The organism is Streptomyces sp. NPDC088762, from assembly GCF_044750905.1.
In the GTDB taxonomy this organism is placed as follows: Bacteria; Actinomycetota; Actinomycetes; order Streptomycetales; family Streptomycetaceae; genus Streptomyces.
Map to the genome: position 1 here is coordinate 1 of NZ_JBIVKT010000027.1, position 18,753 is coordinate 18,753.

Below are 18,753 nucleotides of genomic sequence, written 5' to 3' on the forward strand. Positions count from 1 at the left end.
CACTCGCCGACGCTCCGCGTCGACTCCCTCGTCCGCCTTGCGATGCACGGCACCAGCCACCGCTCCCTCATCCGGCCTGATCCGTAAGACACCCCTAGGGCCTGTCGTCAAACTCCCGTCTGCCCCGCGAACCGGGCGCCGACGGGAGTGTGACGACAGGCCCTAGTGGACCGACGCAGGGAGGAACCCGCATGACCTCACAAGCGCCGCCGCCCCCGGACTCCGCCGACGAACGGCAGCTCAGCCTGAGCACCGCAGCGGCCCGGAATCTGGCGACGACCACCAAGTCCGTCCCCCAGATGCAGGGCATCAGCTCGCGCTGGCTGCTGCGCATGCTGCCCTGGGTGCACCTCGGCGCCGGCACCTACCGCGTCAACCGCCGGCTCACCCACGCCGTCGGCCGGGGCCGGGTCTCCTTCGTCCAGACCGGCGCGGACGACGTACGCGTCCTCGCCCCCACCCTCACCGAGCTCCCCGCCCTCAGGGGCTACGCCGACAGTGCCGTGCTCGACGAGCTGGCGCTGCGCTTCGTCAAGCGCGACCTGCGCGCCGGCGACGCCCTCGTGGAGGCCGGCGCCCCCGTCGACGAGGTCTTCGTCATCGCCCACGGCCGTTTCGAGAAACGCGCGGAGGGCAAGTACGGCGGGACCGAACTCCTCGGCGTCGTCGCCGACGGCGACCAGCTCGGCGACGACGCCCTCGGCCACACGGACCCGCGCTGGGGCTACGCCGTCCGGGCCGCCACCGCGGGCACCGTCATGGTGCTGAGGTGGAGCTCCTTCCAGGAGGTGCTGGGGCGCTGGGCGAGCCTGCGAGCCCATCTGGAGCAGTACGTCGACAACGGCCGCCGGCCCGTCAACCGGCGCGGCGAGGCCGACATCGAGCTCTCCTCCGGCCACGAGGGCGAGGCCGTGCTCCCTGCCACCTTCGTCGACTACGAACTGCGGCCGCGCGAGTACGAGTTGAGCCTCGCCCAGACGGTGCTCCGGATCCACACCCGGGTGGCCGACCTCTACAACGACCCCATGAACCAGTTCGAACAGCAACTGCGCCTGACCGTCCAGGCGATGCGCGAACGTGAGGAGTCCGAACTCCTCAACAACCGCGACTTCGGTCTGCTCCACAACGCCGACTACGGGCAACGCATCAGCACCCGGTCCGGCCCGCCCACCCCCGATGACATGGACGACCTGCTCAGCATGCGCCGCGGCACCAGGTTCTTCCTCGCCCACCCCAAGGCCCTCGCCGCCTTCCTGCGCGAGTGCAACAAGCGCGGCCTCTCCCTCGACACCGTCGACGTGCACGGCAAGCAGGTGCCGTCCTGGCGCGGCGTCCCCCTCCTGCCCTGCGGGAAGATCCCGGTCACCGGCGGCCACACCAGCTCCGTCCTGGCCCTGCGCACCGGCGAGGAGAACGAAGGGGTCGTCGGTCTGCGCCCGGCCGTCATCCCCGAGCAGATCGAACCGGGCCTCAACGTCCGCTGCATGGGCATCGACCAGAAGTCGGTCATGTCCTACCTGGTGAGCTCCTACCACTCCACGGCGATCCTCGTACCGGACGCCATCGGGATCCTGGAGAACGCCGAGATCGCCTCCACGCGCGACTGACCGCCTCCCCGTCCTGCCCGGCGTATTTCCCTTCGTCTCGGTGACGTACGTGTCCGGGGCGCGGGCCCGGCGACGGTTGTCCGGAGGCCGGTGATGGGCTGTACTGCTGTGCAGCCCCGCCGTGGGGCATATGCGGGAGGGGCCCAGAATGACAGCGGACCGGCGATCGGACCTGCGACCGGACCCGCGATCACACCGGCGGGCGCGGCGGCCGGCGAGCCGCCCCGTGTCGCACCGGCGCAGACGGGGCTTTAGGGGCGGTCGGCCGCTGCCGGCCCTGCTGCTCTCCGTCTTCCTCCTCGTCGGTGCCGGCGCGGCCACCGCCATCGCCTGGGACCCCTTCAGTGCGCCCTCCGCGCACGGCGGCTCGGCCCCGGTCGTCGGGGCACCCCGGTCCACCGGACCGGCCGGCGGCCCCACCCCCGGCGCCTCCGGTCCCGCCACCCCGCAGCAGCCCGTGCAGAGCCCCTCGCCCACCCGGGGCGCGGCCGCCAAGGGCAACCCCCAGGGCGCCGTCGACTCCGGAGCCGAACGCCCCGCCGCCGCCCTGCCGTTCGACATGCCCGCCCCGGCCGCCCTGCGCTCCGGCGCGGCGGGCAGGAAGCTGGTGTTCGCCCACTACTTCACCCCGTACCCCCTCTCCCTCGACAACGCGAGCGCGGACGGGGACTACTACACCCGGCACTACCTCGACCCGAACGGGGAGAGCGGCAAGCACGAGCGATACGGCGGCCTGCTGCGCGACCGGCCGCTGCCCGTACGGCCGAAGACCGGCGACTGGGAGTACGCCAACCTCCAGCAGGAGGTGCGCACCGCCCGCGCCGCCGGCATCGACGGTTTCACCCTCGACATGCTCTCCCTCTCCGGCAAGAACTGGGACCGCTCCCACCTGCTGATGGCCGCCGCCCACGCGGTGGACCCGGCCTTCAAGATCATGCTGATGCCGGACATGACCTCGCTGAAGACCGACGACCCGCGCGTCCTCGCCGACGCCCTCGCGACCCTCGGCGACGCCCCGGCCGCCCACCGGCTCCCCGACGGCCGGCTCGTCGTCTCGCCCTTCAAGGCGGAGGAGAAGAGCGCCGCCTGGTGGACCGAGGTCATGGAGCTCCTCGCGTCCCGGCACGGGATCCGCACCGCCTTCGTCCCGCTCTTCCTGGACTTCGGCGCGCACCAAGGCGAGTTCGCCCCCATCAGTTACGGATTCTCCGAGTGGGGCAGCCGCAGCTACGTCGGCCAGGAGAGCAGCACCCGCGACGTCAGGCGCGCGCACGACCTGGGCAAGATCTGGATGCAGCCCGTCTCCGTCCAGGACGCCCGCCCCAACCAGGGCATCTACGACGAGGCCGGCAACACCGCGACCCTGCGCTCCACATGGACCCATGCCATCGAGGACCGTGCCGACTGGGTGCAGCTCACCACCTGGAACGACTACTCCGAGGGCAGCCAGTTCGCGCCCTCCCTGCACAACGGCCACGCCTACCTCGACCTGACCTCGTACTACCTGACCAGGTTCAAGACGGGCAGCTGGCCGGAGATCGTCCGCGACACGCTGTACCTCACGGCGCGCACCCAGTTCGCCGGCGCCGACCCGACGGGCCGCCAGTCACTGCTCATGTCGGTGCGCAAGGGCAGCGCCGCCCCCCGGGACACGGTGGAGGTGCTCAGCTTCCTGACCGGGCCCGGAACCGTCCGTACGGCCGTCGGACCGGCCGAGGCCGCCCACGGGGCCCCCGCCGGGATCCACTCCGAGCTGCTGCCGCTGAAGCCGGGCTCCGTCTCGGCGCGGGTGGTGCGGGACGGGAAGACCCGGGCGGAGGTGGAGCTCCCGTACCCGGTGGACCACACGGTCGAGGTCCAGGACCTCCAGTACTACGCGGCCACCAGCGGCCGCGACTAGGCCGTCTCTTTCGGATCTTGCCGGCGGATCACGGCCGGGCCCGGGGCGCCTGGAATCCCCTGGTGCCGCCGGCCGCGGCGGGAGATGATCCGGGCGACGACCGTGCCGCAACCACGGAGGACCCTTGACCACACAGCCGATGCGCCCCGCCGGTTCGCCGGGCGCGTACCCCGGCGCCCACCCGGCCGCGTTCCCCGGCGGGCCGGAACTCTTCCGCCTCGACCCCCGGGTCGCCCACCTCAACCACGGCTCCTTCGGCGCGGTACCCGTACCCGTCGAGGAGGCCCAGGCGGCGCTGCGCGCCGAGGCGCACGCCGATCCCGACGCCTTCTTCCTCACCGTCTCCGACCGGCTCGCCCGGGCCCGCGCCCGGATCGCCGCGCACCTCGGCGCCGACCCCGAGGGCCTCGCCTTCATCTCCAACGCCACCGAGGGCGCCAACCTCGCCCTCGACGCCGTCCCCTTCGCCGACGGCGACGAGATCCTGGTCACCGACCACGGCTACGGCACCGTCGTCGCGGCCGCCGCCCGCCGCGCCACGGTCACCACCGTCGCCCTGGACCCCCACCTGCCCGACGAGGACGCCGTACGGGAAACCGTGCTGGCGGCGCTGACGCCCCGTACCCGCGTGGCCGTACTCGACCACGTCAGCTCGCCCACAGCCCGGCTCATCGCCGGACCCCGGCTCCTCGCCGACCTGCGCGAACGCGGCGTCATCACCGTCGTCGACGGGGCGCACGCCCCCGGCATGCTCGCCGACCCCCTCGCCGGCGGCCCCGACTTCTGGTTCGGCAACCTCCACAAATGGGGCTACGCCCCGTCCGGCACCGCGATCCTCGCCGTGGCCCCGCAGCACCGCCACCGGATCCGGGCCCTCGTTCCGTCCTGGGAGGACGAGCACGGGTTCCCCCGCTCCGTCGAGTACCGCGCCACAGCCGACTACACCGGCTGGCTCGCCGCCCCCGAGGGCCTGGACCTCCTGGACCGCCTCGGCGCCGACCGGGTACGGGGCCACAACAGCGCCCTCGCCGCGTACGGCGCCGCGCTGCTGTCCCGCGTGCCCGGACTGACCGGGCTCCCGTACACCGCCGGGCTCGCCATGCGCACCCTGCGCCTGCCGCCCGGCGTCGCCGAGACCAGGGAAGCCGCCCGGGCACTGCGCGAGGAGATCGCGGCGCGGCAGCGCGTCCGGGTGCTGATCTGGCCCTGGCCGGGCGGCGGCGGCATCCGGGTCTGCGGGCAGATCTACAACCGGCCCGAGGAGTACGAGCGCCTCGCCGCCGCCCTGCCGCGCTTCCTGGGGTGAGGCGCGCGGCCGGCCCGGTCAGCCGCGCCGGAGCAGGTACGTGTCCATGATCCAGCCCTTGCGGGCGCGGGCCTCGGTCCGCAGCTCCTCGATCCGCCCGGAGACCTCCGCGAGCTTGCCCGAGACCAGGATCTCGTCCGGGGTGCCCACGTAGGCCCCCCAGTAGATGAAGAGGTCCTGGTCCAGGTGGGCGGTGAAGGCGTGCCGCGCGTCCAGCATCACCACCACGTCGTCCACGTCGTCCGGCCAGCCCTCGGCCAGCCGCCGCCCGGTGGTGATCTGGACCGGCCGCCCGACCCGGTTCAGGTTGGTCCGGTGCCGCGCCAGCAGCGCCGAGACGCTGCTGATGCCGGGGACGACCTCGTGCTCGAAGGCCACCCGGCCGCGCTCCAGCACCTCGTCGAGGATCGCGAGGGTGGAGTCGTACAGCGAGGGGTCGCCCCACACCAGGAACGCCCCGGTCTCGCCCTCCGCCAGGTCCTCGGCGATGAACCGCTCGAAGAGCTCGGCCCGCGCGCTGCGCCAGCCGTCCACGGTGGGGGTGTAGTCGGCGGGGGTCCGGTCCCGGTCCGGGTCGCGGCCCTCCACCAGCCGGTGGCCGGGGCGGGCGTGCTCGTCGAGCATCGCGCGCCGCAGCCCGGTCAGATCCGCCTTCTCCTCGCCCTTCTCCAGGATGAGGAATGCGTCCGCCGCGCCGATCGCCTTGACCGCCTGGAGGGTCAGGTGGTCCGGGTCGCCCGCGCCTATGCCGATCACTGAGAACTTCTTCACGCGGCTATTCTGCCCGTCATGCGCGTCGCCCTGTTCGTCACCTGCGTCAACGACGCGCTGTACCCTCGCACGGGCATCGCCGTCGTACGCCTCCTGGAGCGCCTCGGGGTCACCGTGGACTTCCCGGCGGCCCAGAGCTGCTGCGGCCAGCCGCAGTACAACACGGGCTACCGGCACGAGGCGGAACCGCTGGTGCGGCGCACGGCGCAGGCCTTCGCCGGCCACGCGTACGTGGTCACCCCCTCCGGCTCCTGCGCCGCCATGATCCGCGAGCACTACCCGCGCATCGGCCGCAGGGCGGCCGCGGAGGGCCGGGGCGAGGAGCTCGCCGACGCCGCCCGCTCGCTGGCCCCGCGGGTGTACGAGCTGACCGAGTTCCTGGTCGACGTGCTCGGGGTGACGGACGTGGGCGCGTACTTCCCGCACACCGTCACCTACCACCCCTCCTGCCACGGCCTGCGCGGGCTCGGGCTGGGGGACCGGCCGCGGCGGCTGCTGGCCGCCGTCAAGGGCCTGGACCTCGTCGAACTGCCCGGAGCCGAGGAGTGCTGCGGCTTCGGCGGCACCTTCGCCGTCAAGAACCCCGACGTATCCGCCGCCATGGGCACCGACAAGATCGGCAGCGCGGCCGCGACGGGCGCACAGGTGCTGTGCGGCGCCGACAACTCCTGCCTCGCCCACCTCGACGGCCTGCTGCGCCGGGCCGGCGCCCCGCTGCGCACCCTGCACCTCGCCGAGATCCTGGCCGCGACGGAGAAGGAGCCCTGGCGATGACGGAGAAGGAGCCCTGGCGATGACGGATACGGCCACCCACCTCGGCATGCCCGCCTTCCCCTCCGCCGCGCGGGAGGCCGTACGGGACGACGTGCTGCGCGCCAACCTGCGGCACGCCACGCACACCATCCGCGACAAGCGGGCCCGCGCCGTCGCCGAACTGGAGGACTGGGACCGGCTGCGCGCCGCCGGCAAGGCGGTCAAGGACCACACCCTGCGCCATCTCGACCGCTACCTGCTGCAGTTGGAGGCATCCGTGACGGCGGCCGGCGGCACCGTCCACTGGGCGGCCGACGCCGGTGAGGCCAACCGCATCGTGACGGACCTCGTGCGCGCCACCGGCGAACGGGAAGTCGTCAAGGTCAAGTCCATGGCCACCCAGGAGATCGGCCTCAACGAGGCGCTGGAGGCGGCCGGGATCGCCGCCTACGAGACCGACCTCGCCGAGCTCATCGTCCAGCTCGGCCACGACCGGCCCTCCCACATCCTGGTCCCGGCCATCCACCGCAACCGGGCCGAGATCCGCGACATCTTCCGTGCGGAGATGGGTGATTGGGGCCGCCCGGCGCCGGACGGGCTGGGCGACGACCCCCGCGAACTGGCCGAAGCCGCCCGCCTGCACCTGCGGGAGAAGTTCCTGCGGGCCAAAGTCGCCGTGTCCGGGGCCAACTTCATGGTCGCCGAGACGGGCACGATGGTCGTCTTCGAGTCCGAGGGCAACGGCCGCATGTGCCTGACCCTGCCCGAGACCCTGATCTCGGTGGTCGGCATCGAAAAGGTCGTGCCGACCTTCCGGGACCTGGAGATCTTCCTGCAGACGCTGCCGCGCTCCTCCACGGCCGAGCGGATGAACCCGTACACGACCATGTGGACGGGTACCTCCGATGGCGACGGGCCGTCCGCCTTCCACCTCGTCCTCCTCGACAACGGCCGCACCGACACCCTCGCCGACGAGGTGGGCCGCCAGGCCCTGCGCTGCATCCGCTGCTCCGCCTGCCTCAACGTCTGCCCGGTCTACGAGCGCGCCGGCGGCCACGCCTACGGATCCGTCTACCCGGGCCCCATCGGCGCCATCCTCAGCCCCCAACTGCGTGGCACCGGCAGCGAGATCGACGCCTCGCTGCCCTACGCCTCCACCCTGTGCGGTGCCTGCTACGAGGTCTGCCCGGTCGCCATCGACATCCCCGAGGTCCTCGTCCACCTGCGGGAACGGGTGGTCCAGGGCGGTCCGGTGACCCGCGACGGCATCCGCGTACGCATCCGCCCGGCGCACGGACACACCGCCGAACGGGCCGCGATGCGCGCCGCCCGGCTGCTGCTGGACCGCCCGGGGGCGCTGCGCGCGGGGGAGCGGCTGCTGGCCCGCGCCCGCCGCCTGGCACCCCGCAGGCTGCCCGGCCCGGGCCGGGCCTGGACCGACACCCGCGACCTGCCACCCCTCCCGGAGCGGTCCTTCCGCGACTGGTGGGCCACCCGCGAACGGGAGACCTCGCAGTGACCGCCAAGGACCGCATCCTGTCCCGGATCCGCCGCGCCGTGCCCGACGGCGACCCCGACCCGCGGATCCCCCGTGACTACCTCCGGGTCCACGGCGCCGCCCGCACCGCGCGGGAGCGGTCGGAGCTGCTGGCCGCCCACCTCACCGAGTACCGGGCGAAGGTCCACCGCACCACCGAGGACGACCTCCCCCGGCTCCTGGCGCGGCTCCTCGCCGGCTCCGCGACGGTCCTCGTCCCGCCCGGCCTGCCCCCGCACTGGCTCTCCGCCGCCGGCCCGGTCCGCGTCCCCGACGAGGCGGCCTCCACCCCGCACCGGCTGGACGGTGTCGACAGCGTGGTCACCGGCTGCGCCCTGGCCATCGCCGAGACCGGCACGATCGTCCTCGACGGCGCCCCCGACCAGGGCCGCCGCCGCATCACCCTCATCCCCGACCACCACATCTGCGTGGTCCGCGTACCCGACCAGGTGGTCGACTCGGTCCCGCAGGCACTCGAACGCCTCGACCCCGTCCGCCCCCTGACGTGGATCTCCGGGCCCTCCGCCACCAGCGACATCGAACTCGACCGGGTGGAGGGCGTGCACGGCCCCCGCACCCTTGAAGTGATCCTCGTCGGCGCACAATAGGGGCCATGCCCTCCCACATCGCCCTCACCGCCCTCGTGGTCCACGACTACGACGAGGCCATCGACTTCTACACCCGCGCCCTCGGCTTCGACCTGGCCGAGGACACCGCCCGCCCGGACGGCTCCCGCTGGGTCGTGGTCCGCCCGTCCGGCGCCAAGGAATCCGCACTGCTCCTGGCCCGAGCGAAGGACGGGGCCCAGCGCTCCCGCGTCGGCGACCAGACGGGCGGCCGCGTCGGCTTCTTCCTGTACACCGACGACTTCGCCCGCGACCACGCCCGCATGACCGCCGAGGGCGTCCGCTTCCTGGAGGAGCCGCGCCACGAGCCGTACGGCTCCGTTGCGGTCTTCGAGGACCTGTACGGAAACCGCTGGGACCTGCTCCAGCCCGCCGGCTGAGCGCTCGGGGGGCCGTCTCGCCGACCACGCCGAGCCGCCGGCGGCTAGGGGGTGTCTTACGGATCAGGCCGGGCTCGCGGTGTCTGGCACCGCGCCTCGCCGCGTTGTCCTCACTCGCCGACGCTCCGCGTCGACTCCCTCGTCCGCCTTGCGATGCACGGCACCAGCCACCGCTCCCTCATCCGGCCTGATCCGTAAGACACCCCCTAGCCGTCCCCGCCCAGCCGCGGCGCCTCCCGCGCGGCGTCGACGGCCGGGCCGCCGGCCTCCACCCGGCCGGCCAGCTCCCGCGCCCACCGCACCAGGCCCGGCAGGTCGATCCCGTACGTCTCCCCCCGCAGCCCCTCGACCCCGGCGGCCCCCCGCCGCAGCAGCCGCGCCCCGCCGACGGAATTCCCGCGCGCGGAGTGCGTCAGCCCGACCGCCAGCTGCGCCAGCCCCCGCCAGAGCGGTGCCTCGCCCTCGGGCCCGGACTTCCAGGCGTCCTCGAACACTTCGTGCGCGTGGAACGGCATCCCGGCATCCAGCAGCCGCTGCGCCTCCCGCACGGTCTCGACCCCCGACCGCACCACTCCCTCGGGCTGCCGCTCCACTCCCGGCACTCCGTACGGCAACGGCCGCCCCAGCCCGTCCCGCGGCCGCGCACTGCGCGCCCGCCCCTCAACGTCCCGATCCCGTGCGTTCACCCGCCCATCCTCCCTCCCGACGGAAACCGGTGCATGCGCACCCCTCGACGTGGGGTAATGTTCTGCATGTGCCGCCGGGACGGGGGAAACCCCAGATCAAACGCACAACGGGACGTGGCGCAGCTTGGTAGCGCACTTGACTGGGGGTCAAGGGGTCGCAGGTTCAAATCCTGTCGTCCCGACCATGCATTGAGCAGGTCGGAGGCCGTTCTCTCATCCATGAGAGGACGGCCTTTCGTGCGTCCGGAGCCATGAGAAGACGAGTCCGGTGAACGAGGCGGTTGTCGTCGATGGCGGAGACGCACGTATGCGACGCCTTCCGTCAGGTGGACGTCGTTCCGGTGCAGGCCGAGGGCGTCCCCTTTGCGCATGCCCCCGAGCCCCCTGATGACGAGACCGTGCCGTAGCCCCGGAGGGCCTCGGTGGGCCGGGGCAGGTGGCGCGGGTCGACGGCTGCGGACGGTTTACAGACCCCATCGAGCACGCCTAGCGTGAAAGGTACCGGCGCTCCCCGACCGATCCCGCGGAGCGGAGCCCATCACCATGCCCACCTCCCGCTCACCACCGACCCAGCCAGCCCCCGACGCCGTCCGGAAGAGCCGGATGGCGGGGTCCTCGAGCGAGAGGAGACCGGTCCCATGACGTACACCATTTCAGGGCAGTACCTCGCCGGGTGCTCGTGTGCCGTGATGTGCGGCTGCAGCGTCGACGCCCAGCCGAGGGATGCGCAGGGCGGCACCGAGTGCCGGGGCGTGGCGGTGTTCCACATCGCCGACGGGCGGTTGGACGACACCGACCTCTCCGGGGTCGACTTCGCCTTCTACAACCACTTCCCCTCCCACCTGACGGCCGGCGACTGGAAGGTCGGGGTCGTCATCGACAGCGGCGCCAGCGACCAGCAGGCCGACGCGCTCGGCCGGATCCTCTCCGGCAGCGAGGGCGGAATGCTGGGGGAACTGACGCAGTTCATCGGCGAATTCGCAGGCACCGAACGCGGCGAGGTCTCGCTCACCGACGGTGAAAGGCCGGGCGCGAACGTCGCCGGGCACACCCAGCTCACGTACGAGCCGCTGCTCGGCCCCGACGACACGCCGACCACGGTCAAGAACGCGATGTTCGGCTTCGCCCCCGAGTACGGGATCGGCCGTACGAGCGGCACCTCGTCCGCCTTCGGCCTGGACTTCGAACCGGCCTACGGCGAGAAGGCCGACTTCGTCTTCAGCAGCGAGCCGGCGGCGGGGGCGCCCAAGGGACGCGTATGAACCGTGCCGCCACACCGCGGAGGAGGCCGCCAGGGCCTGTCGTCAAACTCCCGGCGTCGCGGGGCAGACGGGAGTTTGACGACAGGCCCCAAGGCCTCCTCCGCCCCTGTTCCCGCCGGTACCGCCCCGCCGTCACCTGGGTCAGGGCGGCGGTCAACCACGCGGTTCCGTTCCGCGTATCCAGCGCCGGCTTCTCCAGCATCACATCGTCGTCATCCCGCTCGGGGTCAGTCCCGGCAGCAGCCAGTCCTGGAAGGGCGCCAGCACGGCCAGCACCAGGAACGCCACGCCCATCACCCGGGCCGTCAGCGGGCCGCGCCGCCACAGCTTCTCCAGGAAGATCAGCACTGCGATCGCGGCCATCGCCGGCACGTTCATCACCCCGAGCGGCACCAGCACCACCATCAGCGCCCAGCAGCAGCCCACGCAGTACCCGCCGTGGTGCAGCCCCACCCGCATGTCGCGCACCGGCCGCCGGAAGGCCGCGTACCGCACCAGCTGGGTCATCGGGTTGCGGCAGTGCCGCAGGCACACGTACTTCAGCGGCCCCAGCTGGTACAACCCCGCCAGGGCGAAGGCCGCCGCACCGATCCACTGCCCGGCCTGCGGGTCGCGGTCGACCAGGGCTCCGGTGAGCACCAGCCCGCCGTACGCCACCAGCCCGAACGCCGTCCACGCCAGCAGGTACCCGCCGAGGAACTCGGTGGTCCGCACCGCCCTCGTCATCCCGCTGGACTGCCGGGCGATGCCCTTGGCCCAGGTCACCGCCACCGGGGCCACCGAAGGCAGCATCATCGCCGCCATCATCGCCAGCCACAGCGGCACGAACAGCGGAAGCGGCATCCCCCTCGTGCCCGGCCCGATCCCCATGTCCGCGGCCTGGCCGAGCGTGATCACCCAGGCCAGCGCCGCGATCACCGCGATCAGGCCCCACGCCACCGCCAGATCCCTCGCGGGCATCAGCACCCCGGGTCGCAGCGGCTGCTTCTCCACGGTGACGGTACGCATGGAGCCTCCCTGGAAGGCACTCCCAGGACAGCACACCGTCGCCCGCGCGCGCCAGCGCGCCCCGGTGCGAGGATCTTCGACTTCACCGGCCCCGCTGTCGCCGAGCACATGCTCATGCCGCCGCTGATGGACAGGTTCCCCTGCCCGGCAACCTCACGTGCGTGAGCCTCGTGCCCACCGGAACACCGTGTTCAGCACCACCGCGGTGAGGGTGCCGGCGACCACCCCGCTGCCCAGCACCGTACGCACCCAGCCGGGGAAGCCGTCGTACAGCCCCGGGGAGACGACCGGCAGCAGCCCCGCGGCCAGCGCGACGGCCACGACCATGGAGTTCGTACGGTCTGCGAGGTCGACCCGGCGCAGCATTTCCACGCCCATCACCGCGATCACCGCGTACACCACCAGCGCGGAGCCCGCGACGACGGGCGCCGGGATGCCCGCCAGCAGCCGGGAGACCGGCGCCAGCAGCCCGGCGGCGATGAGCAGCGCGCCCGCGCCCGCCGTGACGAACCGGCTGCGCACACCGGTCAGCTTGCCGATGCCGATGTTCTCCGAGCTGGTCACCAGCAGGGAGGTGCCGAACACACCGCCCAGCAGGGAGACCACGGCGTCCGCACGGACGACGCGAGGCACGTCACGTCCGGGGTCCGGCGTACGACCCACGGTCTCGCTGTTGAGGACCGTCTGCCCGGTCGCCTCGGCGAGCGAGGCCAGACTGAAGATCAGCAGAGGCAGTGCGGCGAGGACGTCGAGGTGGGGGGTCCCGTACGGAAAGGGGTGCGGGAGCGCGAGCCCCGATCCCTGCGCCGGCCTGAACGCGCCCAGCCCGGAGGCGGCCGCGATCGCCGTGCCCGCGGCCATGCCGATCAGCACCGCCATCTGCCGCCACACGCCGCGCAACAGCACGTACGCGGCGAGCGTGCAGCCGACGGTCAGCCCGGCGAGGGCGACCGCGGAGGGTGCGGCGGGCCGGCCGCCACCCGGCCCGGTGATCAGCTGCGCGGCGACGCGCACCATGGCGACCCCGATCAGCAGCACGGTGACGCCCATGACCAGCGGCGGGAAGAGCCGTACGATCCGCGCGTAGAGCGGCAGGACGGCCAGCAGCAGCGCCGCCGCGAGCAGTACCGCACCGCTTGCGGTCGCCGGTCCGTGCTCGGCCGCGACCTGCAGGAAGATAGCGGTCGCGGCTCCTCCGGGCAGCATGACGAACGGCAGCCGGGCGCCGACCCGGAACCTCCCGAAGGACTGCAGCAGCGCGCCGATGCCGCACAGCACCAGGGTGGCGCTGAGGAGCGAGGCGGTGCGCTCGCCTGAGAGCCCCAGTGCGTCGGCGGTCAGGAACGCGGTGGAGACCGGCGCCGCGATCATGGCGAGGACGTGCTGGGCGGAGAGCGGCGCGAGCCGCCGCAGGGGCAGCCGCTCGTCGACGGGGTGGACGGCGGCACGTGTTCCCGGAGCCGCGGGCGTCCCGGCGGACGTTCTCATGGCCGTACCCCGGCATCCAGCCACGGCAGCTCCTCGGGGCCGTAACGATACGAACGGAAGACGGCGTTCGGCTCGGCCGGGAAGAGCTCCCGCACCTCGGACTCACGGTAGGCGCCGAAGTACGGGACCACGTACTCCCAGCACAGATAGCCCTCCGCCGTCACTTCGAAGAGCCGGCCCGACGGCGAGTCCGTGACCAGGGTGTTGCCGTTCGGCAGCCGCTGCGCGCTGCCCATGAACGGCGCGAAGAACGACTCGCGCGCCGGGTCGTGGTACTCCCACGCGATCGCACCGCTCGCCCGGTCGACCTCGATGACCCGGGAGAACGGCACGTCCCAACCGGGCCGGAAGACGCCGTTGTCGAAGACCAGGAAGTTGCCGCTCGGCAGCTCGGTGGGCGCGTGCTGCTGGGAGACCACGCCCGGCGCGGTGCGCCACAGGATTTCGCCGGTCTCCCGGCTGATGACGACGACCGCGGAGACGCTGCGCAGGCTGGCCAGGATGTTGCCGTCGGCGAGCGGCGTCACGCTGTTGATCAGCGGCCAGTGCTCGCGGGCGTAGTCGGGGTGGAGGGCGTACGCGTCGCGGTCCAGGTGCTCGGCGGCCCGCCAGGACCAGAGCACGTTGCCGTCCGCATCGACTTCCTTGATGGTGTCGGCCCAGACGGTGCCGCCCTCGGCCTCCGAACCCTCGACCCCGCCGCGCACGCCCGCCGCCTCGCTGCCGCGCAGGGGCTCCAGGGCGGTGTACAGGATGCGGCCGTCGCCGAGGTGGTGGGCGTCGTGGTGCTGCAGCGGGTCGCGGTACTCCCGCAGGACCGTGCCGTCGGGCGCGGCTTCGAGCATGATGCCGCCCCGGTACTTGTGCCACATGGGGAAGAGGGCGGGCTCGTCCGGAAGCACGCCGTTGTAGGCGAGGTTGCCGTTGTCGAGCAGGCGGGCGTGGCGGCCGGGGCGGTACGGGAACCGCCATTCGTGGACGACGTGGCCGTGCAGGTCGATCAGGTAGACCTCGCCGGTGCCCGTGAGCGGGGCGAACAAGGTGTATCCGGGGAAGGCGGCCGCGGTGTCGATCGCGATCAGGCCGGTGCCCCGTCGGCGGCGGGCGTTCTGGTCAACGGGAGGCATGGGTGTCCCTAACTATATGAGGCGGTTCGTGGTCAAACTTTCTTTGACCCGTTCAAGTGATTTAGATGCTAGGAGGCTGGTGTGTCGGCGATGTGACGGCAGTACGAAATCGCTCGCTGCCGCGTGCCGAGGTGCCGGCGGCGCAGTCGCCGGCCGCCGGCCCGCGTTAGGGTGCGGGCAGAACGAAGCGTGGAGGTCGGAGGGATCATGGGCGAGGCAAGCGGGCCGCGAGTGGGCCCCGGTGTCCGAAGGCGCAGGCGCGCACTGGACCTCACCCTCGCCGACATCGCCGCCAGAACGGGCTTGTCCGTACCGTTCCTGAGTCAGATCGAGAACGACCGCGCCCGGCCCAGCATGCGCTCCCTGCAGCTCGTCGCGGACGCACTCGACACGACCGCCGTGCAGTTGCTCGCCGCCTCCGAGAACCCGCGTCGGGTGGATGTCGTACGGGCCGAGGACGACCCCGGCCTCGCGTCCGCCGGCGAGGGGGTGGGCGGCGAGGCGAGCCGCGTACGCCCCCTCGTACGGGGCCATCACCAGCTGCACGCCTTGGAGTTCACCGGTGATCACGACGGCCGGCGCGAATTCCGGCACCGGAACGACGAGCTGATGTACGTCGCCGACGGCGCCGCGGAGGTCGAGGCCGAGGGGCAGGTCCACCGGCTGGGCCGCGGCGACACGCTCTACCTGTCCGGCGGCGTCCGTCACTGCTGGCGGGCCACCACCCCCGGCACCCGGGTGTTGCTCGTCGCCGTAGCCGAGCACATCGAAGCCACCGCCGACCCGCACCGCTGAGGTGGAGGCCGTGCCGCCGGCTTTCGCACGTTCGCATGCAGCAGCACCGGCTCCGCGGGCTGATGCCTCCGCGGAGCCGGTGCTGTGGTGCCGGCAGGTGCGCGTGCGCCGGGGACGGCGTGGTATCCCGTCCCCAGCGCGATTCTTCGTTCAGTTCGTGAGCAGCAGGCCGCGGCTGCGCAGCACCCACCGCTCGACCGGGCTGAAGATCAGCAGGTCGATCGCGATGCCGACGATCAGGATCAGGATGATCGCGAGGAACACGCCCGGCAGGTCGATGTTGTTGCGGCCGTTCTCCAGGAGCTGGCCGAGACCCAGACCCAGGTCGGGGGAGCTGGCGATGATCTCGGCGGCCATCAGCGAGCGCCAGGAGAACGCCCAGCCCTGCTTCAGGCCTGCCAGGTAGCCGGGCAGGGCGGCCGGGATGACGACGTGCCGGATACCCCTGATTCCGGTGGCGCCGAGTGTGCGCCCCGCCCGCAGGAACAGCGGCGGTACCTGGTCCACGCCCGACACGAGGCCGTTGGCGATGGACGGGACGGCGCCCAGCAGGATGACCGTGTACATCATCGCGTCGTTCAGGCCGAACCAGAGCACGGCCGGCGGCACCCAGGCCACCGACGGCAGGGATTGCAGACCGGAGAGGATCGGGCCGATCGCCGCCCGGACGAACGTGACCCGGGCGACCAGAAGACCCAGGGGGGTGCCGATCGCCAGGGCCAGCAGGAAGCCGAGCAGACCGCGGGACACGGAGGTCCAGATGACCTCGAGCAGCGTGCCCTGTATCCACATCTGGGACAGGCTGTCCCAGACCGCGGACAGAGACGGCAGCTTGGTCTCCGCGGTGACCTTCAGCGAGACGAGTACGTGCCATACGGCCAGGACCACGGCGATGGCCAGGACCGGCGGCACCACCTTCCTGACGATGATCTCCTGGACCGGCGCACGGCGGACCTCGACGGCGTCGAGGGCGTCCAGCCCGGCCTCAAGGCCGGAGAGGTCGTCCGCCGTGGAGGCCGCCTTCGGGGTGGTGTCAGTGCCGGCCATGGCGGCGGATCTCCCCACGCAGGTGTTCAGTGATCTCAAGGGACAGCTCCGCGACGTCCGCGTCCTCGATGCGGCGCGGCTGCGGGATGTCCACGGTCCATTCCTTGGCGACCCGGCCGGGCCGTGAGGAGAGCAGGACGACGCGCTCGGCGAGCCGCACCGCCTCGCGGACGTTGTGGGTGACGAAGAGGACGGAGAGGCCCGTCTCGGCCCAGATGCGGGTGAGTTCGCCGTGCAGTACGTCACGCGTGATGGCGTCGAGGGCGGCGAACGGTTCGTCCATCAGTAGCAGCCGGCTGTCCTGGGCGAGCGCCCGGGCCAGGGCCACGCGCTGGCGCATGCCGCCGGACAGCTCGTGCACGCGCTTGCCGTACGCGCCGCCGAGGCGGACCAGCTCCAGCAGCCGCTCGGCCTCCGGCTTGCGGTCGGCCTTGGCCACTCCGCGCAGACGCAGGGCCAGTTCGATGTTCTTGCCCGCGGTCAGCCACGGGAAGAGGGCGTGTTCCTGGAACATGAGCGCCGGACGGCCGCCGGGGGTCTCGATGGACCCCGCGGACGGCTTGTCCAGGCCCGCGACCAGGTTCAGCAGGGTGGACTTGCCACACCCCGAGGCCCCCAGGATGGTGACGAACTCTCCCGGTGCGACATCGAGGCTGATGTCGTCCAGGACGAGCTGCGTACCGGCCGGACCCGCGAAGGACTTCGAGACGTGCGCGATACGGGCGGCGTGCTCCGCAGTTGCTGCGGCGGTGCCCTCGGCAGCCTTGGCGAGCGTGGTGGCCATGGTCGTCACCTCCTGGGGACTTTCCGACGTGCGGACTTACTTGGCGCCGAGACCGGCGTCGGAGACCTCGGGCTTGCCGGCGGCCTTCAGGACCTTGTTCAGGAGCGTCAGGTCGTAGATGCCGGCCAGGTCGGGCTGCTCGATGAGCTTGGCCTTGACCGCGTAGTCGGCCTGCGCCTTCAGCGTCGTGGCCAGCGGGTCGTCGGTGACGAGGATGCTCGACCACGCAGGGTCGATGACCTTCGCGTCGAGCGGCTTGCCGCCTTCCGCCGCCAGCTTGGCGTTCGCGGAGGCCTTCGCCTTGTCCGGGTTGGCGTTGATCCACTCGTTGGTCTTGACCGTGCCCGCCAGGACGGCCTCGACCACGTCGGGGTGTTCCTTGAGGAACTTCTGCGACACGATGACGTTCGTGATCACGAACTTCTTGTCGGGCCACAGGGTGGTCTCGTCGAGGAGGACGGAGCCGCCCTCGGAGACCAGCTTGGAGGCCGTGGGCTCGGGCACCCAGGCGCCGTCGATCGAGCCCTGCTTGAAGGCGTCCGGGGTGACCTTGTTGTCCGTACGGACGACGGAGACGTCACCCTTGCCGGACTCCGCGTCGACCGTCCAGCCCTTCTCGGCGATCCAGTTGAGGAACGCGACGTCCTGCGTGTTCCCCTTCTGCGGGGTGGCGATCTTCTTGCCCTTGAGGTCGTCCAGGGTCTTGATCTTGTCCGGGTTCACGACCAGCTTGACGCCGCCGGAGGCGGAGCCGGAGATGATCCGCAGGTTGGAGCCCTTGGACTTCACGTAGCCGTTGATCGACGGCGAGGGGCCGATGAAGCCGATGTCGAGAGAGCCGCCGTTGAGGGCCTCGATCTCGGACGGGCCGGCGTTGAAGGACTGCGGCTTGATCGTGGTGCCGCCCAGTTCCTTCTGGATCAGGCCCTCCTGGAGGCCGACCAGCGCGGTGGCGTGCGTCAGGTTCGGGAAGTACCCGATCCGGACCTCGGAGGCGGAGAGCTTCTTGCCGCCGGTGGCGGCCGCGTTCGCCGGCTTGTCGTCTTCCTTCTTCGCCTCGGAACCGTAGCCGCAGGCCGTGAGCAGAAGGGGGAGCGTCGCTGTGACGGCGATGGTACGCAGGATGGTGAGCGGTCTTGCGGCAGACACGGAGGTGTCCTTTCACGGGTTGGGCGTTCGAAGAGGTGAAGAGGTGAAGAGGTGAAGAGGTACGGAGACGCGCGACGTGAGGCAGTAGGCGTACGCGGCACCCGCTGCCGGCCATCGGTGATGGGCGGGTTTGCTGGTGCAGGCTGCCGTGGAAAGGTGTCGCGGATGCCGCGGGACGGAGGCAGAACCGCCGTGCACCTGGCACGCCGCCCACGAAGGAGATGTGGGGCGGAGAGGTCGGCCAAGGGCTGGGCCCGGCGGCAGAGGGGGAGCGCCGTGGCATGCGCACAGCCGTGCGCTTCGCGCAGCGCCGGCCGTGGGAAGGGCGTCAGGAAGCGTGACAGATGGAACTGGACGTACGGACCAGGTCGATGTGTCGGCGGGTGGTGAGAAGGATCAGCAGACGGCCTGCGCGGGGCACTGTGCTCACGGCGGCCACCTCCTTGATTCCTAGTTTTCCCACCGGCTTGGTAGGCATCTTGGCAGACAGCGTCATCCGCCCCAAGAGGCTGCCCACATGGCGGACG

18 protein-coding genes and 1 tRNA gene are annotated in these 18,753 nt (G+C 72.0%); 10 read left to right on the forward strand and 9 right to left on the reverse strand.

Translation table 11 applies throughout. The annotated features are described in order from the left end of the window. Window positions 1–191: 191 nt before the first annotated feature. From ACIP5M_RS35115 to ACIP5M_RS35125, 3 genes are all read left to right on the forward strand, one after another. Window positions 192–1,607, forward strand: a complete 1,416-nt coding sequence (locus ACIP5M_RS35115; RefSeq protein WP_401204925.1) for a family 2B encapsulin nanocompartment shell protein — start codon at window positions 192–194, stop codon at window positions 1,605–1,607. A gap of 226 nt (window positions 1,608–1,833) precedes the next feature. Then, window positions 1,834–3,507 carry an endo-1,3-alpha-glucanase family glycosylhydrolase gene (locus ACIP5M_RS35120; RefSeq protein WP_401204928.1) on the forward strand — a complete coding sequence of 558 codons (1,674 nt, stop codon included), beginning with the start codon at window positions 1,834–1,836 and terminating at the stop codon, window positions 3,505–3,507. A gap of 124 nt (window positions 3,508–3,631) precedes the next feature. After that, window positions 3,632–4,813, forward strand: a complete 1,182-nt coding sequence (locus ACIP5M_RS35125; protein WP_401204930.1) for an aminotransferase class V-fold PLP-dependent enzyme — start codon at window positions 3,632–3,634, stop codon at window positions 4,811–4,813. Window positions 4,814–4,831: 18 nt separating this feature from the next. On the opposite strand, the gene cobF is transcribed toward ACIP5M_RS35125, so the two are convergent. Next, complete coding sequence (gene cobF / locus ACIP5M_RS35130) at window positions 4,832–5,584, reverse strand: precorrin-6A synthase (deacetylating) (protein ID WP_382638560.1); 753 nt, start codon at window positions 5,582–5,584, stop codon at window positions 4,832–4,834. 18 nt (window positions 5,585–5,602) lie between these two features. Here cobF and ACIP5M_RS35135 point away from each other — a divergent pair, with 18 nt between their 5' ends. The 4 genes from ACIP5M_RS35135 to ACIP5M_RS35150 are packed head-to-tail and all read left to right on the forward strand — an operon-like array spanning window position 5,603 to window position 8,880. Next, complete coding sequence (locus tag ACIP5M_RS35135; protein ID WP_401204932.1) at window positions 5,603–6,358, forward strand: (Fe-S)-binding protein; 756 nt, start codon at window positions 5,603–5,605, stop codon at window positions 6,356–6,358. 19 nt (window positions 6,359–6,377) lie between these two features. Continuing rightward, the gene (locus ACIP5M_RS35140) at window positions 6,378–7,856 is read left to right on the forward strand and encodes a lactate utilization protein B (protein WP_401204935.1); all 1,479 of its coding nucleotides are present in this window, start codon (window positions 6,378–6,380) and stop codon (window positions 7,854–7,856) included. After that, window positions 7,853–8,482: a lactate utilization protein C gene (locus ACIP5M_RS35145; protein ID WP_401204938.1), complete on the forward strand. Its 630-nt coding sequence runs from the start codon at window positions 7,853–7,855 to the stop codon at window positions 8,480–8,482. The genes ACIP5M_RS35140 and ACIP5M_RS35145 overlap by 4 nt, the downstream gene beginning before the upstream one ends. 5 nt (window positions 8,483–8,487) lie before the next feature. Next, a complete protein-coding gene (locus ACIP5M_RS35150; RefSeq protein WP_401204941.1) occupies window positions 8,488–8,880 on the forward strand; it encodes a VOC family protein in 393 nt (130 codons plus the stop codon). 206 nt (window positions 8,881–9,086) lie between these two features. Here the strand turns inward: ACIP5M_RS35150 and ACIP5M_RS35155 are convergent, their stop codons facing one another. Then, the gene (locus ACIP5M_RS35155; RefSeq protein WP_401204944.1) at window positions 9,087–9,566 is read right to left on the reverse strand and encodes a DUF309 domain-containing protein; all 480 of its coding nucleotides are present in this window, start codon (window positions 9,564–9,566) and stop codon (window positions 9,087–9,089) included. Between the two features lie 108 nt (window positions 9,567–9,674). Here ACIP5M_RS35155 and ACIP5M_RS35160 point away from each other — a divergent pair. Both ACIP5M_RS35160 and ACIP5M_RS35165 read left to right on the forward strand, forming a co-directional pair. Beyond that, a tRNA-Pro gene (locus tag ACIP5M_RS35160) sits at window positions 9,675–9,751 on the forward strand. Between the two features lie 453 nt (window positions 9,752–10,204). Continuing rightward, window positions 10,205–10,828, forward strand: a complete 624-nt coding sequence (locus tag ACIP5M_RS35165; RefSeq protein WP_401204946.1) for a DUF1326 domain-containing protein — start codon at window positions 10,205–10,207, stop codon at window positions 10,826–10,828. A 201-nt stretch (window positions 10,829–11,029) separates the two neighbouring features. On the opposite strand, the gene ACIP5M_RS35170 is transcribed toward ACIP5M_RS35165, so the two are convergent. The 3 genes from ACIP5M_RS35170 to ACIP5M_RS35180 form a co-directional block, all read right to left on the reverse strand. Further along, window positions 11,030–11,836 carry a DUF2182 domain-containing protein gene (locus ACIP5M_RS35170; protein WP_401204949.1) on the reverse strand — a complete coding sequence of 269 codons (807 nt, stop codon included), beginning with the start codon at window positions 11,834–11,836 and terminating at the stop codon, window positions 11,030–11,032. A gap of 153 nt (window positions 11,837–11,989) precedes the next feature. Then, complete coding sequence (locus ACIP5M_RS35175) at window positions 11,990–13,324, reverse strand: uracil-xanthine permease family protein (protein ID WP_401204951.1); 1,335 nt, start codon at window positions 13,322–13,324, stop codon at window positions 11,990–11,992. Then, window positions 13,321–14,451: an aryl-sulfate sulfotransferase gene (locus tag ACIP5M_RS35180; RefSeq protein WP_401204953.1), complete on the reverse strand. Its 1,131-nt coding sequence runs from the start codon at window positions 14,449–14,451 to the stop codon at window positions 13,321–13,323. The genes ACIP5M_RS35175 and ACIP5M_RS35180 overlap by 4 nt, the downstream gene beginning before the upstream one ends. Before the next feature lie 207 nt (window positions 14,452–14,658). On the opposite strand from ACIP5M_RS35180, the gene ACIP5M_RS35185 reads away from it, so the two are divergent. Then, a complete protein-coding gene (locus ACIP5M_RS35185) occupies window positions 14,659–15,246 on the forward strand; it encodes a helix-turn-helix domain-containing protein (RefSeq protein ID WP_401204955.1) in 588 nt (195 codons plus the stop codon). Window positions 15,247–15,396: 150 nt separating this feature from the next. Here the strand turns inward: ACIP5M_RS35185 and ACIP5M_RS35190 are convergent, their stop codons facing one another. The 4 genes from ACIP5M_RS35190 to ACIP5M_RS35205 form a co-directional block, all read right to left on the reverse strand. Next, the gene (locus ACIP5M_RS35190; RefSeq protein ID WP_401204958.1) at window positions 15,397–16,293 is read right to left on the reverse strand and encodes an ABC transporter permease; all 897 of its coding nucleotides are present in this window, start codon (window positions 16,291–16,293) and stop codon (window positions 15,397–15,399) included. Next, window positions 16,280–17,077 carry an ABC transporter ATP-binding protein gene (locus tag ACIP5M_RS35195; protein ID WP_401204961.1) on the reverse strand — a complete coding sequence of 266 codons (798 nt, stop codon included), beginning with the start codon at window positions 17,075–17,077 and terminating at the stop codon, window positions 16,280–16,282. The genes ACIP5M_RS35190 and ACIP5M_RS35195 overlap by 14 nt, the downstream gene beginning before the upstream one ends. 36 nt (window positions 17,078–17,113) lie before the next feature. After that, window positions 17,114–18,226 (reverse strand): aliphatic sulfonate ABC transporter substrate-binding protein, encoded by a 1,113-nt coding sequence (locus ACIP5M_RS35200; RefSeq protein WP_401204964.1) that lies wholly within the window; start codon window positions 18,224–18,226, stop codon window positions 17,114–17,116. Between the two features lie 328 nt (window positions 18,227–18,554). Further along, on the reverse strand, window positions 18,555–18,722 hold the full coding sequence (locus ACIP5M_RS35205) for a putative leader peptide (protein ID WP_401204967.1): 168 nt from the start codon (window positions 18,720–18,722) through the stop codon (window positions 18,555–18,557). Between the last annotated feature and the right edge of the window lie 31 nt (window positions 18,723–18,753).